The sequence below is a fragment of the Streptomyces sp. NPDC031379 genome (assembly GCF_055569615.1).
This window is the reverse complement of the sequence record NZ_JBVIIT010000007.1, coordinates 83,728-98,918: the sequence shown is the minus strand read 5'-3', so window position 1 is coordinate 98,918 and position 15,191 is coordinate 83,728. Positions and strand designations below refer to the sequence as shown.

The window sequence follows — 15,191 nt, the reverse complement described above, 5'->3', positions numbered from 1 at the left end:
CTACAAGGAGTTAACAAGTGGCACGCGTCAAGCGGGCAGTCAACGCCCACAAGAAGCGCCGGGCGATCCTCGAGCAGGCCTCCGGCTACCGCGGTCAGCGTTCGCGCCTGTACCGCAAGGCCAAGGAGCAGGTCACCCACTCGCTGGTCTACAACTACAACGACCGCAAGAAGCGCAAGGGCGACTTCCGTCAGCTGTGGATCCAGCGCATCAACGCCGCTGCCCGCGCCAACGGCATCACCTACAACCGCTTCATCCAGGGTCTGAAGGCCGCGAACGTCGAGGTCGACCGCAAGATCCTGGCCGAGCTGGCCGTGAACGACGCGAACGCCTTCGCGGCGCTCGTCGAGGTCGCGCAGAAGGCGCTGCCGTCGGACGTCAACGCGCCGAAGGCCGCGTGACGCCGCGCTGGCTCTGAGCCGACGTTCACCGGAGGACCCGCAGGCTGATACGGCTTGCGGGTCCTGTCGTTGCGGTGCCCCGGCCGTCGTTCGGCTGCGGCCCGGTGGGGGCTGGTCGCGCAGTTCCCCGCGCCCCCGAGGGGCGCTCACATCGAAGTTCTCCCGAAGGTGACCAGAGGATGCCCACCCCCGAGCTGATCTCTCCCCGTTCCGCCCGTGTGGGCGCTGCCCGGCGGCTCGCCAAGCGGAACTTCCGGGGCAAGGACCGGCTGTTCCTCGCCGAGGGGCCGCAGGCCGTACGGGAGGCCGCCGGGCACCGGGGAGCGGACGGGACGCCGACGCTCGTCGAACTGTTCGCCACCGTCGAGGCCGCGGAGCGGTACGCCGACATCATCGGAGAGACACGGAGCGCGGGCGCCCGCGTGCACCTCGCCTCCGAAGAGGTCATCGCCGACATCTCCACCACCGTCACCCCGCAGGGCCTGGTCGGGGTCTGCCGGTTCCTGGACACCCCGTTCGAGGACATCCTCGCCGCCCGGCCCCGGCTCGTCGCCGTCCTCGCCCATGTGCGTGACCCGGGGAACGCCGGCACGGTGCTGCGCTGCGCCGACGCCGCCGGCGCCGAGGCCGTGATCCTCACCGACGCCTCCGTCGACCTGTACAACCCCAAGGCCGTACGAGCCTCCGTCGGCTCGCACTTCCACCTGCCCGTCGCCGTGGGCGTCCCCGTCGAACGGGCCGTCGCGGGACTGAAGGACGCCGGGGTGCGCGTCCTCGCCGCCGACGGCGCCGGCGACCGCGACCTCGACGAGGAACTGGACGGGGGCAGCATGGGCGGGCCGACCGCCTGGGTGTTCGGGAACGAGGCCTGGGGGCTTCCGGAGGAGACCCGCGCCCTCGCCGACGCCGTCGTCCGCGTCCCCCTCCACGGCAGGGCCGAGAGCCTGAACCTCGCCACCGCCGCCGCCGTATGTCTCTACGCGTCGGCCCGTGCGCAGCGCGCCTCCGGAGGGTGCCGTTCCGTCACCCAGAGCTAGTAGGGTGACCAGCGCGGGGCCCTGCGCCGTCTGAGAGGTGGGGTACGGGGATGAGTGTGGCCGGCACCAGCACTGCGCCGGAGGGACGGGACGCGGGGAGCACACCCGCGCCCGGGCACCCCGAGACCGGCCCCGGGATCGACCCCGACGAGCTGCCCGACGGCCTCGTCGTCGCCGACGAGCACGGCCGGGTCGTCCGCTTCAACGCCGCCGCCGCCCGCATCACCGCCGTACCGGCCGCCGACGCCCTCGGCCTGCCCCTGGAGAAGGCGCTGCCCCTGGAGGACCTGGAAGGGCGGCGCTGGTGGCAGCTCACCGACCCCTACGGCGGCCTCGCCATCCGGGTCCGGCAGCCCGAGCGCAACCTGCTGCTGCCCGGCGGCCGGGAGGTGCTGGTCTGCGCCCGGTACGTGCGCGACGAGCCCCTCGGGCCGGTGCGGCGCGTGATCGTCTCCCTGCGGGACACCGAGGCCCGCCGCCGCACCGAACGCAGCCACGCCGAGCTGATCGCCACCGTCGCCCACGAGCTGCGCTCGCCGCTGACCTCCGTGAAGGGCTTCACCGCCACGCTCCTCGCCAAGTGGGAACGCTTCACCGACGACCAGAAGCGGCTGATGCTCGAGACCGTCGACGCCGACGCCGACCGTGTCACCCGCCTCATCGCCGAGCTGCTGGACATCTCGAGGATCGACAGCGGGCGGCTGGAGGTGCGCCGGCAGCCCGTCGACATCGGCGCCGCCGTCTCCCGGCACATCCAGGCCTACGTCGCCGCCGGCCAGCGGGCCGACCGCTTCCTGCTCCGCATGGAACAGCCGCTGCCCGCCCTGTGGGCCGATCCCGACAAGGTCGACCAGGTGCTCAGCAACCTGCTGGAAAATGCCGTGCGCCACGGAGAGGGAACCGTCACCATTGACGTCACGCCCTCGGCGTCCCCGCGTGAAGGCGAGGAAACCGGCACGTCGGTCACGGTGAGCGACGAGGGGCCCGGCATCCCGGAGGAGTCCATGAACCGCGTCTTCACCCGCTTCTGGCGGGGCAGCAAGCGCGGCGGCACGGGCCTGGGGCTGTATATCGTCAAGGGCATCGTCGAAGCTCACGGCGGCACCATCACGGTCGGACGGGCCGCCGTCGGCGGCGCCGAGTTCCGATTTACCCTGCCCGTGGCCGCACCGGCGTATCTCGCCTAGCGGCCCACGGGCCATTCGTCTACCTCCACCCCGTTAGACTCGGCCTTTGGCACCTTTGTGTCCTTCACGCGGCCCTCGCGAGTCGGTGACGGGGACCATCCGCCAGCCAATCGGAAGCACGGGAAGAGATGTCGGCACCCAATAAGTCGTACGACCCTGTCGAGGTCGAGGCGTTGAAACCGGAAGAGATCGAGCGCATGCGGGACGAGGCGCTCGCCGCCTTCGCCGCCGCGGACTCCCTCGACGCGCTCCACGAGGCCAAGGTCGCCCACACCGGCCCCGCCTCCCCGCTGGCCCTCGCCAACCGCGAGATCGGCGCCCTGCCCCCGCACGCCAAGGCCGAGGCCGGCAAGCGCGTCGGCATGGCCCGCGGCGCCGTGAACAAGGCGCTGGCCGCCCGCCAGAGCGAGCTGGAGGCCGAGCGGGACGCCCGCGTACTGGTCGAGGAGGACGTCGACGTCACGCTGCCGTACGACCGCGTCCCGGCCGGCGCCCGCCACCCGCTGACCACGCTCTCGGAGCGCATCGAGGACGTCTTCGTGGCCATGGGCTACGAGGTCGCCGAGGGCCCCCAGGTCGAGGCGGAGTGGTTCAACTTCGACGCCCTCAACATCGGCCCGGACCACCCGGCCCGCGGCGAGGCAGACACCTTCTTCGTCCAGGGCCCTGACGGCGGCACCGAGTCCGGCGTGGTGCTGCGCACCCACACCTCACCGGTGCAGATCCGCTCCCTGCTCGGCCGCGAGCTGCCGGTCTACGTGATCTGCCCCGGCCGCGTGTACCGCACCGACGAGCTGGACGCCACGCACACCCCGGTCTTCCACCAGGTCGAGCTGCTGGCCGTGGACGAGGGCCTGACCATGGCCGACCTCAAGGGCACCCTGGATCACATGGTCCAGTCGCTGTTCGGCGAGGGCATGAAGACCCGGCTGCGGCCGAACTTCTTCCCGTTCACCGAGCCGTCCGCCGAGATGGACATGGTGTGCTACGTCTGCCGCGGCGAGTCCGTCGGCAACCCCGACCGGCCCTGCCGCACCTGCTCCAGCGAGGGCTGGATCGAGCTGGGCGGCTGCGGCATGGTCAACCCGAAGGTGCTGGCCGCCTGCGGCGTCGACCCGGAGAAGTACAGCGGCTTCGCCTTCGGGTTCGGCATCGAGCGGATGCTGATGTTCCGCCACAACGTCGAAGACATGCGAGACATGGTCGAGGGTGACGTCCGGTTCACCCGGCCGTTCGGGATGGAGATCTGATGCGGGTCCCGCTTTCTTGGCTGCGGGAGTACGTCGACCTGCCGGCGACGGAGACCGGGCGCGACGTCCAGGCCAAGCTCATTGCGGCCGGTCTCGAGGTCGAGACGGTCGAGCAGCTCGGTGCCGACCTCAAGGGCCCGCTGGTCGTCGGCCAGGTGCTGACCATCGAGGAGCTGGAGGGCTTCAAGAAGCCGATCCGCTTCTGCACCGTCGACGTCGGCCAGGCCAACGGCACCGGCGAGCCCCAGGAGATCGTCTGCGGCGCCCGCAACTTCGCCGTCGGCGACAAGGTCGTCGTGGTCCTCCCGGGTGCCACGCTGCCCGGCGGATTCTCCATCGCCGCCCGCAAGACCTACGGCAAGACGTCCCACGGCATGATCTGCTCCACCGACGAGCTGGGCATGGGCGACGACGGCACCCACGGCATCATCGTGCTGCCGCCGGAGACCGAGGTCGGCCGGGACGCCATCGAGCTGCTGGAGCTGGTCGACGAGGTCCTGGACATCGCCGTCACCGCCAACCGCGGCGACTGCCTGTCCATCCGCGGCGTGGCCCGCGAGACCGCCATCGCCTACGGCCTGCCGCTGCGCGACCCGGCCCTGCTCGACGTGCCGGCCCCGAACGCCTACGGCTACGCCGTCCAGGTCGCCGACCCCGCCGGCTGCGACCGCTTCACGGCCCGCACCGTCACCGGCCTGAGCCCCGAGGCACGCTCCCCGATCTGGCTGCAGCGCCGGCTGCAGAAGGTCGGCATGCGCCCGATCTCGCTCGCCGTCGACGTCACGAACTACGTGATGATGGAGCTGGGCCAGCCCCTGCACGCCTACGACCGGAGGCTGGTCCAGGGCACCATCGGCGTGCGCCGGGCCGAGGAGGGCGAGAAGCTCGTCACCCTCGACGGCGTCGAGCGCAAGCTGCACGCCGAGGACCTGGTCATCACCGACGAGCGTGGTCCGATCGGCCTCGCCGGTGTGATGGGCGGCGCCAACACGGAGATCGCCGACCACGACGACCTCGAGAACGCCACCTCCGACGTGGTCATCGAGGCCGCCCACTTCGACGCGATCTCCATCGCCCGTACGGCCCGCCGCCACAAGCTGTCCTCCGAGGCGTCCCGCCGGTTCGAGCGGGGCGTCGACCCGCAGGCCGCGGCCGCCGCCGCACAGCGCACCGTGGACCTGCTGGTGCTGCTCGCGGGCGGCACGGCCGAGGCCGGCGTCACCGAGATCGTCGCGCCCTCCGGCCCCCAGACGATCACCGTCCCGGCGAACCACCCGGACCAGGTGGCGGGCGTCGACTACGGCCGCGAGACCGTCGTGCGCCGTCTGCAGGAGATCGGCTGCGACGTCTACGGGCAGGACGAGCTGATCGTCACCGTCCCGTCCTGGCGGCCCGACCTCGCCGAGGCGAACGACCTGGCGGAGGAGGTCATCCGCCTGGAGGGCTACGAGAACCTGCCCTCCACGCTGCCCAAGCTCCCCTCGGGCCGTGGCCTGACCCACCGCCAGCGGCTGCACCGCCGCGTCGGCCGCGCACTGGCCGGCGCCGGCTACGTCGAGGCGCCGAACTACCCGTTCGTCGGGGAGCAGGTCTTCGACCAGCTCGGCCTCGACTCCGACGACCCGGCCCGCCGCGTCGTGAAGCTGGTCAACCCGCTCAACGACGAGGAGCCCGCGCTCCGTACGACGCTGCTGCCGGGCCTGCTGGGCGCCCTGCGGCGCAACGACGGCCGCGGCTCGCACGACCTGGCGCTGTTCGAGACCGGCCTGGTCTTCCTGCCGCGCGAGGAGCGGCGTGCCGCCGTGCACCTGCCCGTCGACCGGCGTCCCACCGACGAGGAGATCGCCGAGCTGAACGCCGCCCTGCCCGAGCAGCCGCGGCACGTGGCCGTCGTCCTCGCGGGCGCCCACGAGCAGGCCGGCTGGTGGGGCAAGGGCCGCCCGGCCGACTGGGCCGACGCCGTCGAGGCGGGGCGCGCCGTCGCGAGGGAGGCCGGTGCCGACCTGATCGTCCGCAAGGGCCGGTACGGTCCGTGGCACCCCGGCCGCTGCGCCGAGTTCGTGGTCGTCGCCGACGGCACGGAGAAGGTCGTGGGCCATGCGGGAGAACTGCACCCGCGCGTCCTCAAGGCCCTGGGTCTGCCCGAGCGCACCTGCGCGATGGAGCTGGACCTGGACGCCCTGGAGGCGGTGGGCGACGGCGCCCCGCAGGCGCCGCGCATCTCCACGTTCCCCGTGGCCACGCAGGACGTCGCCCTCGTGGTCGACAAGCCGGTCCCGGCGGCCGAGGTCGAGGCGGCGCTGCGGGCGGGTGCGGGCGAGCTGCTCGAGTCCATCCGGCTGTTCGACGTGTACGAGAACGCCGAGCAGCTGGGCGAGGGCCGCAAGTCGCTGGCCTACGCGCTGCGGTTCCGTGCGGGTGATCGCACGCTGACCGTGGACGAGGCGTCCGCAGCCCGGGACGCGGCTGTCGCCCTCGCGGGCGAGCGCACGGGCGCCGTCCTGCGGGGCTGACCGACCCAGGGGTTCCACCGACGGCCGGCCGCGGGTTCTCCGTGGCCGGCCGCGCAGTTCCCCGCGCCCCTTTCGGGGCGCCTCCCCGGGCCGTCAGCTGCATAAATGCGGGTTGACCGGGGTGTTCTCACTCGTTCGAGTGGGAATCCCGGGCGATCCGGCCCTTCCGGGTCATGCCGTCGCAGAATCGGACCGGTCTTTCGGGGCCGGTCCGTCTGCTCTTCCGGGTCCACATGGGGGACCAGAGGCATGATCCGCATCAAGGCACGGGCGCCCACGGCGCGGGGAGTCCTCCTGCCCACGGCCTGGGGGGCCGTGGCCGTCGCCTACAAGTTGGGCTGCCCGCTCGCCCAGCAGGACGGGCTCGGCGCGCGCATCGTCACCAGCGCAGTCTTCTTCGCGGTCGGCACCGGCCTGATATTCCACGTCCGGCGGGCCCTGCTGCGTGAACTCCGGCAGGCCCGCCGGGTCGCCGGCGTCGCCCAGAGCGTCGTGCTGCGCCCCCTGCCGCCTCGCCTCGACGGCCTGAACGTCGCCGCGGCCCAGCTGTCCGCCGATCGCGGCGCGAGCATCGGCGGCGACCTGTACGAGGCGATCGCCACCGAGCACGGGGTCCGGGTGGTGATGGGCGACGTACGCGGCCACGGCCTCGGCGCGCTCGGTACCGTCGCCGCCGTGCTCGGCAGTTTCCGTGAAGCGGCGCACGACGAGCCGGAACTAGCGGGCGTCCTGCGCAGACTGGAGCGGACCCTGGCCCGGCATCTGCGCGAGCGGGCCCGTGCCGAACACCCGTCGCACGGCACCCAGGATCCCGAGAACCCGGTCGGCGAGGAGTTCGTCACCGTGCTGGTCCTGGAGATCGCCCGGGACGGTGCACTGCGCGCCCTCAACTGCGGCCACCCGTGGCCCTACCTGCTCAGCGACCCCCGGGTGGAGCCGCTCACCCGCGCGGATCCCCTCCCGCCCCTGGGCCCCTTCCCGCTCCCGGCCGTGCTGGAGCCGCACACCTGCGGCCACCTGTTCCCCGGCGAGACCCTGGTCCTCTTCACGGACGGTGCGGAGGACGCGAGGGATGCCCGCGGCCGGTTCTTCTCGCTGCCGACAGCGCTGCGCGGAGCCGTACGCGAACACCCGGTGTCGGCCCAGACGGTTCTGCGTACGGTCTTCACGGCCCTCCTGCACCACACGGCCGGCAGACCCACCGACGACGTGGCGGTCCTGGTCCTGCGGAACGATCGAGAACGGCCCGGACCGTCCTGCCGGGGGACGCGGGACAGCGACACATGCGGCTCCGCCGCGCGGGCGCGACGGGCCCCCACGGACCCACGGCCGACCACGCACCGCTAGGGGGCCCCGGTCGTCGCACCGAGCCGCCGGCCGGGCCGCCGCTGTTTCGAGGGGGAGCCGACGGCCCGGCCGGCCTCTTGCGAGGCACCTCAGTCAACCGAATCGACACGCTCCGCGACAGCGCGCGCACACTGCGGATGCGCGCGTTCCGTTCACACCCCGTGTGAATGCGGACGCACTACGCTGACCGCACCAGGCCACTCGGGGGGCATTCCATGCAGCCCAACACTCTGCTCGACGCCATCCTGGACGAGGCGGGGATCTCGCACGCCGGTCTCGCCGCCCATGTGAACCAGGCGGGCCGGAGACGGGGCCTCGCGCTCCGGTACGAACACACCGCCGTGGCGCGGTGGCTGAAGGGCCAGCGGCCCCGCGGCCAGGTGCCCGACCTGATCTGTGAGGTGCTGGCGGAGCGCCTGCACCGGCCGGTGACGCTGGACGACATCGGCCTCGGGGTGCCCGGTGAGCCGGGTGCCCCGCACGCCGGTTCCCTCAGCGGGTTCGTGGAGCGGGCCACCGCACTGTGGCGGTCCGACGAACAGCAGCGGCCGCATGTGCTCGGGGCTCAGGCCGTCACGGGCACCCCCGCCGTCATGCCGGTGTGGGAGTGGGAGAACCCGCCCGAGGACGTCGATGTCTCCCGCGGCGGCCGGCACCGGGTCACCGCCGCCGACATCGAGATGCTGCGCGCCGCCCGTACGCACTACGAGCAGATGTACCGCAAGGCCGGGGGCATCGCGACCCGGACGCGGATCGTCGGCTTCCTCAACGCCGAGGCCGCGCCGTTGCTGCGCGGCAGCTACACCGACGCCACCGGGCGCCAACTGCACCGGGCGACGGGCGGGTTGGTGGCGATCGCGGGTATCTGCGCGTACGACTCCGACGCCCACGGCCTCGCCCAGCGCTACTTCCACCAGGCGCTCAGGCTGGCAAAGGCCAGCGGGGACCGGGGACTTGGGGCGTACGTGATAGCCCTGCTGGTGAACCAGTCGCTGTTCATGCGGGATTACCGGCAGGCCGTCGCCTTCGCCGAGGCCGCGCTGCGCGCCGCCGGCAAGCACATCACCCCGGCGCTCGCCTCCGACCTGTACGCGATGCAGGCCAAGGCGTACGCCCACCTCGGCGACTCGGGCAGCGCCCTGTCCTGCATCCGGCGCGCGGAGACGGCCGCCGACCGCATCCGGCGCGGCTACGAGCCCGACGAGACGGGCTATGTCCAGCCCGGTCTGGTCAACGTCCAGGTGGCCGAGGCGCTGCTCAGTCTCGGCGAGCTGGCCGCCGCCCGGGAGCACGCGGCCGCCGCCGTGGACAACCCGGCGCACGACCGCGGGCGGGTGCACCGGCTCGCCATGCTCAGCACCATCGAACTGCGCCAGGGCAATGCCGACAAGGCGGTGGCCACGGCCGTGCAGATGGCCGAGCAGGCCCGCGGGATGGAGTCCCAGCGGCTGCGCGACAGACTGCGCGCGGTACGCGACTGTCTGGTGCGCTGCGGCTCGGCCGGCACCGCCGAGGCCGCCGAACTCATCGACGGGGCACTGCGCGTACCGCTGTAGGCCCACTGTGGGTACACAGTCCCTGCTGCGATATTGCCACTTACTCGGCGGAAGGTGGCAGAACCGTGCAGTGGACGAAACAGAACGAACAAACTGTGTATGCAAATCGCTGGTTCAGCGTCAACCTCGCGGATGTCGAGCTGCCGGACGGTCGGCATCTCGACCACTTCCTGATCCGGCTGCGGCCGGTGGCCGTGGCCACGGTCGTCAACGGGGCCAACGAGGTCCTCCTGTTGTGGCGCCACCGCTTCATCACCGACAGCTGGGGATGGGAACTGGCGGCGGGCGTCGTGGAGGACGGCGAGGACATCGCGAGCGCGGCCGCCAGGGAACTGGAGGAGGAGACCGGCTGGCGGCCGGGACCCCTGCACCACCTCATGAGCGTGGAGCCGTCCAACGGCCTCACCGACGCCCGGCACCACGTCTACTGGTCCGACCGGGGCGAGTACATCGGACACCCCGTGGACGACTTCGAGTCGGACCGCCGGGAATGGGTCCCCCTCAAACTCGTCCCCGACCTGATCGCCCGTGGGGAGGTCCCGGCCGCCAACATGGCGGCCGCGTTACTCCTGCTGCACCACCTCAGGCTCGCGGAGGGCTAGTGGGCCGCCAGCGCCTGCCAGATCGTCACGACGAGCGCGCCCAGCGCCGTCAGCGCGGCGAGCGAGGGCAGCGGCCAGCGGGCGTGTTCGAACGAGATCATGCGCGTGTTCAGCTCGTCCAGTTCCTTCGCGGTCTCCTCGGTGCGGTGACTGAGCAGGTTCAGCCCTCCCTCGACGCGGGCGTAGGCCACGTCGAGGCGGCGCCGTAACTCTGCGAGTTCTCCGTGGACCACGGGATGCTCCGGATCGGCGGTCACGGGTCCGCTCCCTTCGGTAGTCGGCATGGATGGTTCCGCATCCCTTGCATGCGCATGATGAGTCAACTCGCCTGGTGGGCGCGTGGGGAGCGTGTGCGACGGGCATATGCGTGCCCGGGGCGCACACGGTGTGTGAAACAGACGGGCCCGGCACCCACCTGGGTGCCGGGCCCGCGCAGCGTCGCTCTTCGTAATCAGCCGTAGGTGTAGAAGCCCGAGCCGGTCTTCCGGCCGAGCCGGCCGGCCTCGACCATGCGCTGGAGCAGCGGGGGAGCGGCGTACAGCGGCTCCTTGTACTCGGCGTACATCGAGTTGGCGATGGAGACGATGGTGTCCAGGCCGATCAGGTCGGACAGCTTGAGCGGGCCCATCGGGTGGGCGCAGCCCATCTCCATGCCGTTGTCGATGTCCTCGCGGCTCGCGATGCCCGACTCGAACATCCGGATCGCGGACAGCAGGTAGGGCACGAGCAGCGCGTTCACGACGAACCCGGAGCGGTCCTGGGCGCGGATGGCGTGCTTGCCCAGCGCCTTCTCGGCGAACGCCTGGGCGCGGCTGAGGGTGCCCTCGGAGGTGGTGAGCGCCGGGATCAGCTCGACGAGATTCTGCACCGGCGCCGGGTTGAAGAAGTGGATGCCGACGACATGGTCGGGGCGGGAGGTGGCGACGGCCAGCTTCACCAGCGGGATCGAGGAGGTGTTGGAGGCCAGGATCGCGTCCGCGCGCGTCACCACCTGGTCCAGCACCTGGAAGATCTCCGTCTTGACCTGCTCGTTCTCCACGACGGCCTCGATGACGAGGTCGCGGTCGGCGAACTCGCCGAGGTCGGTGGTGAAGCTCAGGCGCGCCTGCGTGGCGTCCCGCTCCTCCTCCGTGATCTTGCCGCGCTCCGCGGCCTTGGCCAAGGAGCTGAGCAGCCGGGTCCGGCCGATCTCCAGGGCCTCGCCGGTGGTCTCGGCGACCTTCACGTCCAGTCCCGCGCGGGCGCACACCTCGGCGATGCCCGCACCCATCTGGCCGCAGCCCACGACTCCGACGCGCTCGATGTCGGTCACATCGTTCCCTTCGCTGGATTTCCGGCTCGCTGGCAGACCTCCGGGTTCGGCGCCTGCTCCGATCGTGCACGTTACCGCCAAGTATCGATGATCGATCGCCGGGGTCGCGGCATCCTTGGGCGCGAAGCGATCCGTGATGGAGCGGATCCGGAGCGTATGGGGGTGTGCGGATGCGGCGGATGTCACGCCGGACCTTCGCGCTGGCGGCGCTTGCGACACTGGCCACGCCGGCCCACGACGCGGCGGCGGGGACCATGACGGCCACCGGGCGGGCGCCGCGTGCGTCCGCCGAGATGCGGGGCGTGTGGCTCGCGACCGTCCTCAACCGGGACTGGCCCTCGCGGCCCGGTCTCACCGCGAGCGAACAGCACAAGCAGCTGACCGCCCACCTCGACAGGGCGGTCCGTGACCGGCTCAACACGGTGATCCTCCAGGTCAGGCCCACCGCGGACGCCCTGTGGCCGTCGCCGTACGAGCCCTGGTCCCAGTACCTCACCGGTACCCAGGGCAAGCACCCCGGCTGGGATCCGCTCGGCACCGCGGTGCGGGAGGCCCACGCCCGGGGTCTGCAGTTGCACGCCTGGTTCAACCCGTACCGGATCGCCACCCACGCCGATCCCGCCCGGCTGACCGCCTCCCACCCCGCCCGCAGGCACCCCGACTGGGTGGTTCCCTACGGGGGGCGGCTCTACTACAACCCCGGCCTGCCCGAGGTCCGTGCCTTCGTCCAGCAGGCGATGCTGGACGCGGTGGCCCGGTACCCGGTCGACGCCGTCCACTTCGACGACTACTTCTACCCCTACCCCCTCGCCGGGCACACCTTCGACGACGATGACGCCTACGACCGGTACGGCGGCGCGTTCACCAGCCGGGCCGCCTGGCGGCGGGACAACATCGACCGGCTGGTGCGGGAGATGGCCGCCGGAATCAAGCGCGTCCGGCCCGGCACCCGGTTCGGGATCAGCCCCTTCGGGGTGTGGCGCAACGCCACCGCCGACTCCCGCGGCTCCGACACGCGGGCGGGCGTCCAGACGTACGACGACCTGCACGCGGACACCCGCAAGTGGGTCCGGAACCACTGGATCGACTACATCGTGCCGCAGCTCTACTGGCACATCGGCTTCGCCGCCGCCGACTACGCGACCCTGGTCGCCTGGTGGGCGGAGGTCGCCCGGGGCACCCGGACACACCTGTACCTCGGCGAGGCCCTGTACAAGGCGGGCGCCGCCGAGCAGCCCTCGGCCTGGCAGGACCCGGTCGAGCTGTCCCGCCACCTCACCCTGGCCGCCCGGTACCCGCAGGTGCGCGGGCATGTGTTCTTCGCCGCCAAGGACGTGGCGGCGGACCCCGTCGGGGCGATGGCGCGCGTGGTCGCCGATCACTACGCGCGACCGGCGAAACCACCGCGTTGATCTACTGCTGTTGCTCGTCCCGGTGCTTGACCTGACAGTCGGGGCCGGGGGACATGATCGCCTCGTGCCCGTCCTCGAAGCGGACCCGGTAGGGCGGATTGCCCTCCTGCCCCATCACTTCGACGACTTCCGAGACCTGGTCGTGTTGGCCGACCACCCTGCCGTGCTGGACTAGACGGTCGCCCTTGGCTGCGCGCATCTGCAGGCCCTCCTCATGATCACGACCGCTGGGTGACGGCGATGCACACGAGCACGGCGACAGCGGTCAGCGGAGCGGCCGCCGTGAAGTGCTCGCCCAGCAGCAGCGCCGACCACACCAGTGTGAGCAGCGGCTGGGCCAACTGCAACTGGCTGGCGCGGGGGACGCCGATGGCCGCCATGCCCCGGTACCAGACGACCAGACCGAGGAACTGCGAGCCCAGCGCCACCCACAGCAGACCGGCGATGCCGTGCCCGGTGAGATGCACGGGCTCGTACGCCAGCGCCGCCACGGCGGCCGGCACGCTGAGCGGCAGGCACAGCACCAGCGCCCAGCCGATGACCTGCCAGCCCGGCATGACCCGGGCCAGCCGGCCGCCCTCGGTGTACCCGGCGGCGCACACCAGCAGCGCCGCGAACAGACAGCCGTCGGCGGCCGTGAGCGCGCCGCCGCTCTGGCCGATGGTGAAGGCGAGCACGGCCACGGCACCCGCCACGGCCGCCAGCCAGAACCGGCGGGAGGGCCGGCTGCCGGTGCGCAGGGCCGAGAACACGGCGGTGGTCAGCGGCAGCAGCCCCACCACCACGGCGGCGTGCGCGGTGGTGGAGGTCTGCAGCGCGAGCGTGGTCAGCAGCGGGAAGCCCAGCACCACGCCGAGGGCCACGACGGCCAGCCCGGGCAGATGGCGCCGCTCGGGCAGCCGTACCCGCAGGCCCAGCAGACAGCCGCCCGCGACCACGGCCGCCAGGACGCTGCGCACGGCCACCAGGGACCAGGGGCCGAAGCCCTCCAGGCCCCAGGCGGTCGCCGGAAAGGTCAGGGAGAAGGAGGCGACGCCGAGGGCGGCGAGGCCGGTGCCGAGTCTCCGGTGATCCCGGGGGGCGGTGACCGCTATCGGGCTCGCGGTAGTAGCGCTACTCTGTGTTCTCATGTACGAGCGTAGCAGTGTCAGTGAGCTGGCAGAACAGCTCCGTCGGGAACTCGACCGCTACTCGCCAGGTGGAAAGCTGCCGTCGAGCAGGGCGCTGGTGGAGCGGTTCCGGGTGAGCCCGGTGACCGTCTCCCGGGCCCTTGCCCAGCTGTCCGCCGAGGGGCTGGTGGTCACCCGTCCCGGCGCCGGCGCCTTCCGGGCCCGGCCGCGTGCGACGCAGACCCCGGCGGGGGACACCTCCTGGCAGGAGGTCGCACTGAGCGCCGACGGCACCGCCGACCTCGTACCGCGCACCGTGGACGCCTCCGGTGTCACGGTCTCGCTGGCCGCACCGCCGCCCGGAGTGCTGGAGTTCAACGGCGGCTATCTGCATCCCTCGCTGCAGCCGGAGCGGGCCATGGCTGCGGCCCTCGCCCGGGCCGGACGGCGGCCGGGCGCCTGGGGGAGACCTCCGCTGGAAGGGCTGCCGGAGCTGCGGGAGTGGTTCGCGCGCGGGATCGGCGGAGCCGTCACCGCGGCCGAGGTGCTGGTCGCGGCGGGCGGCCAGGCCGCGCTGGCCACCGCCCTGCGCGCGCTCGCCCAGCCCGGCGCACCGGTCCTCGTCGAGTCGCCGACCTACCCGGGCATGCTGGCTCTCGCCCGCGCGGCCGGCCTGCGCCCGGTCCCGGTGCCCGTCGACCCCGACGGGGTCCGCCCCGATCTGCTCGCCGACGCCTTCCGGGTCAGCGGCGCCCGGGTGTTCGTCTGCCAGCCGCTGTTCCAGAACCCGACCGGTGCCGTACTGGCCCCCGGGCGGCGCGCCGAGGTGCTGCGCATCGCCCGCGAGGCCGGCGCGTTCGTCATCGAGGACGACTTCGTCCGGCGCCTGGTGCACGCCGACGCGGGCCCGCTGCCCCGCCCGCTGGCCGCCGACGACCCGGACGGCGTGGTCGTCCACGTCGGCTCGCTCACCAAGGCGACCTCGCCCAGCTTCCGGGTGAGCGCCCTGGCCGCGCACGGCCCCGTGCTGGAACGCCTGCGCGCCATCCAGGTCGTGGACAGCTTCTTCGTCCCCCGGCCGCTGCAGGAGGCCGCCCTGGAACTCGTCGGCTCACCGGCCTGGCCCCGCCATCTGCGGGCGCTCGCCACCGAGTTGAAGGCCCGCCGCGACGCCATGACGAGCGCGCTCGCCCGGCACCTGCCCGAACTGGCCCTGCCGCACGTCCCGTCCGGCGGCTACCACCTCTGGCTGCGCCTCCCCGACGGTGCCGAGGAAGCCGCGCTGGCCGCCGCCGCCCTCCGCGCGGGCGTCGCCCTCGCTCCGGGCCGCCCCTACTTCAGCGCCGAACCCCCGGCCGCCCACCTCCGGTTGAGCTTCGCGGCGGTCGCCGGTACGGGGGAGATCGCGGAGGGGGTACGGCGGCTGCGGGCGGCCTGCGACGAGGTGCGGTAGCCGGGGCGGCGG

14 protein-coding genes are annotated in these 15,191 nt (G+C 72.6%); 10 read left to right on the top strand and 4 right to left on the bottom strand.

The annotated features are described in order from the left end of the window. The first annotated feature begins 17 nt into the window (after positions 1 to 17). The 8 genes from rplT to ACZ5CW_RS12240 all read left to right on the top strand — a co-directional run bounded on the left by rplT (position 18) and on the right by ACZ5CW_RS12240 (position 9,893). Positions 18 to 401: a 50S ribosomal protein L20 gene (gene rplT, locus ACZ5CW_RS12275; protein ID WP_006141703.1), complete on the top strand. Its 384-nt coding sequence runs from the start codon at positions 18 to 20 to the stop codon at positions 399 to 401. A 179-nt stretch (positions 402 to 580) separates the two neighbouring features. Next, on the top strand, positions 581 to 1,438 hold the full coding sequence (locus tag ACZ5CW_RS12270) for a TrmH family RNA methyltransferase (RefSeq protein WP_468600248.1): 858 nt from the start codon (positions 581 to 583) through the stop codon (positions 1,436 to 1,438). Positions 1,439 to 1,488: 50 nt separating this feature from the next. Beyond that, positions 1,489 to 2,625: a sensor histidine kinase gene (locus ACZ5CW_RS12265; protein ID WP_468600246.1), complete on the top strand. Its 1,137-nt coding sequence runs from the start codon at positions 1,489 to 1,491 to the stop codon at positions 2,623 to 2,625. Positions 2,626 to 2,753: 128 nt separating this feature from the next. Further along, positions 2,754 to 3,875: a phenylalanine--tRNA ligase subunit alpha gene (gene pheS / locus ACZ5CW_RS12260; protein WP_468600244.1), complete on the top strand. Its 1,122-nt coding sequence runs from the start codon at positions 2,754 to 2,756 to the stop codon at positions 3,873 to 3,875. After that, complete coding sequence (pheT, locus tag ACZ5CW_RS12255; protein WP_468600242.1) at positions 3,875 to 6,388, top strand: phenylalanine--tRNA ligase subunit beta; 2,514 nt, start codon at positions 3,875 to 3,877, stop codon at positions 6,386 to 6,388. The genes pheS and pheT overlap by 1 nt, the downstream gene beginning before the upstream one ends. Positions 6,389 to 6,637: 249 nt before the next feature. After that, the gene (locus ACZ5CW_RS12250; protein WP_468600240.1) at positions 6,638 to 7,735 is read left to right on the top strand and encodes a PP2C family protein-serine/threonine phosphatase; all 1,098 of its coding nucleotides are present in this window, start codon (positions 6,638 to 6,640) and stop codon (positions 7,733 to 7,735) included. Between the two features lie 215 nt (positions 7,736 to 7,950). Continuing rightward, positions 7,951 to 9,291: a transcriptional regulator gene (locus ACZ5CW_RS12245; RefSeq protein ID WP_468600238.1), complete on the top strand. Its 1,341-nt coding sequence runs from the start codon at positions 7,951 to 7,953 to the stop codon at positions 9,289 to 9,291. A 65-nt stretch (positions 9,292 to 9,356) separates the two neighbouring features. Next, entirely contained in the window at positions 9,357 to 9,893 is a 537-nt protein-coding gene (locus tag ACZ5CW_RS12240; protein ID WP_468600237.1) for an NUDIX hydrolase, read from the top strand. Here the strand turns inward: ACZ5CW_RS12240 and ACZ5CW_RS12235 are convergent. Then, complete coding sequence (locus ACZ5CW_RS12235) at positions 9,890 to 10,150, bottom strand: hypothetical protein (protein ID WP_468600235.1); 261 nt, start codon at positions 10,148 to 10,150, stop codon at positions 9,890 to 9,892. The genes ACZ5CW_RS12240 and ACZ5CW_RS12235 overlap by 4 nt on opposite strands. A 194-nt stretch (positions 10,151 to 10,344) precedes the next feature. Continuing rightward, positions 10,345 to 11,205, bottom strand: a complete 861-nt coding sequence (locus ACZ5CW_RS12230) for a 3-hydroxybutyryl-CoA dehydrogenase (protein WP_468600233.1) — start codon at positions 11,203 to 11,205, stop codon at positions 10,345 to 10,347. Positions 11,206 to 11,384: 179 nt separating this feature from the next. On the opposite strand from ACZ5CW_RS12230, the gene ACZ5CW_RS12225 reads away from it, so the two are divergent. Continuing rightward, complete coding sequence (locus tag ACZ5CW_RS12225; RefSeq protein ID WP_468600231.1) at positions 11,385 to 12,617, top strand: glycoside hydrolase family 10-like protein; 1,233 nt, start codon at positions 11,385 to 11,387, stop codon at positions 12,615 to 12,617. Between the two features lies 1 nt (position 12,618). Here the strand turns inward: ACZ5CW_RS12225 and ACZ5CW_RS12220 are convergent, their stop codons facing one another. Together ACZ5CW_RS12220 and ACZ5CW_RS12215 are read right to left on the bottom strand one after the other, a co-directional pair. Then, on the bottom strand, positions 12,619 to 12,816 hold the full coding sequence (locus tag ACZ5CW_RS12220) for a DUF1918 domain-containing protein (protein ID WP_468600229.1): 198 nt from the start codon (positions 12,814 to 12,816) through the stop codon (positions 12,619 to 12,621). 19 nt (positions 12,817 to 12,835) lie between these two features. Beyond that, the gene (locus ACZ5CW_RS12215) at positions 12,836 to 13,747 is read right to left on the bottom strand and encodes a DMT family transporter (protein WP_468600228.1); all 912 of its coding nucleotides are present in this window, start codon (positions 13,745 to 13,747) and stop codon (positions 12,836 to 12,838) included. Between ACZ5CW_RS12215 and ACZ5CW_RS12210 the strand changes: the two genes are divergently transcribed. Continuing rightward, positions 13,746 to 15,179, top strand: coding sequence for an aminotransferase-like domain-containing protein (locus ACZ5CW_RS12210; protein ID WP_468600227.1), 1,434 nt, complete (start codon positions 13,746 to 13,748; stop codon positions 15,177 to 15,179). The two genes, ACZ5CW_RS12215 and ACZ5CW_RS12210, sit on opposite strands and share 2 nt — an antisense overlap. Positions 15,180 to 15,191 lie beyond the last annotated feature (12 nt).

Excerpts from the sequence above, each read along its gene's own strand:
- ACZ5CW_RS12220 (WP_468600229.1), bottom strand. The coding sequence starts at position 12,816 with ATGCGCGCAGCCAAGGGCGACCGTCTAGTCCAGCACGGCAGGGTGGTC.
- pheT (WP_468600242.1), top strand. The coding sequence starts at position 3,875 with ATGCGGGTCCCGCTTTCTTGGCTGCGGGAGTACGTCGACCTGCCGGCG.
- ACZ5CW_RS12250 (WP_468600240.1), top strand. The coding sequence starts at position 6,638 with ATGATCCGCATCAAGGCACGGGCGCCCACGGCGCGGGGAGTCCTCCTG.
- ACZ5CW_RS12265 (WP_468600246.1), top strand. The coding sequence starts at position 1,489 with ATGAGTGTGGCCGGCACCAGCACTGCGCCGGAGGGACGGGACGCGGGG.
- ACZ5CW_RS12270 (WP_468600248.1), top strand. The coding sequence starts at position 581 with ATGCCCACCCCCGAGCTGATCTCTCCCCGTTCCGCCCGTGTGGGCGCT.
- ACZ5CW_RS12215 (WP_468600228.1), bottom strand. The coding sequence starts at position 13,747 with ATGAGAACACAGAGTAGCGCTACTACCGCGAGCCCGATAGCGGTCACC.
- pheS (WP_468600244.1), top strand. The coding sequence starts at position 2,754 with ATGTCGGCACCCAATAAGTCGTACGACCCTGTCGAGGTCGAGGCGTTG.
- ACZ5CW_RS12210 (WP_468600227.1), top strand. The coding sequence starts at position 13,746 with ATGTACGAGCGTAGCAGTGTCAGTGAGCTGGCAGAACAGCTCCGTCGG.
- ACZ5CW_RS12225 (WP_468600231.1), top strand. The coding sequence starts at position 11,385 with ATGTCACGCCGGACCTTCGCGCTGGCGGCGCTTGCGACACTGGCCACG.
- ACZ5CW_RS12245 (WP_468600238.1), top strand. The coding sequence starts at position 7,951 with ATGCAGCCCAACACTCTGCTCGACGCCATCCTGGACGAGGCGGGGATC.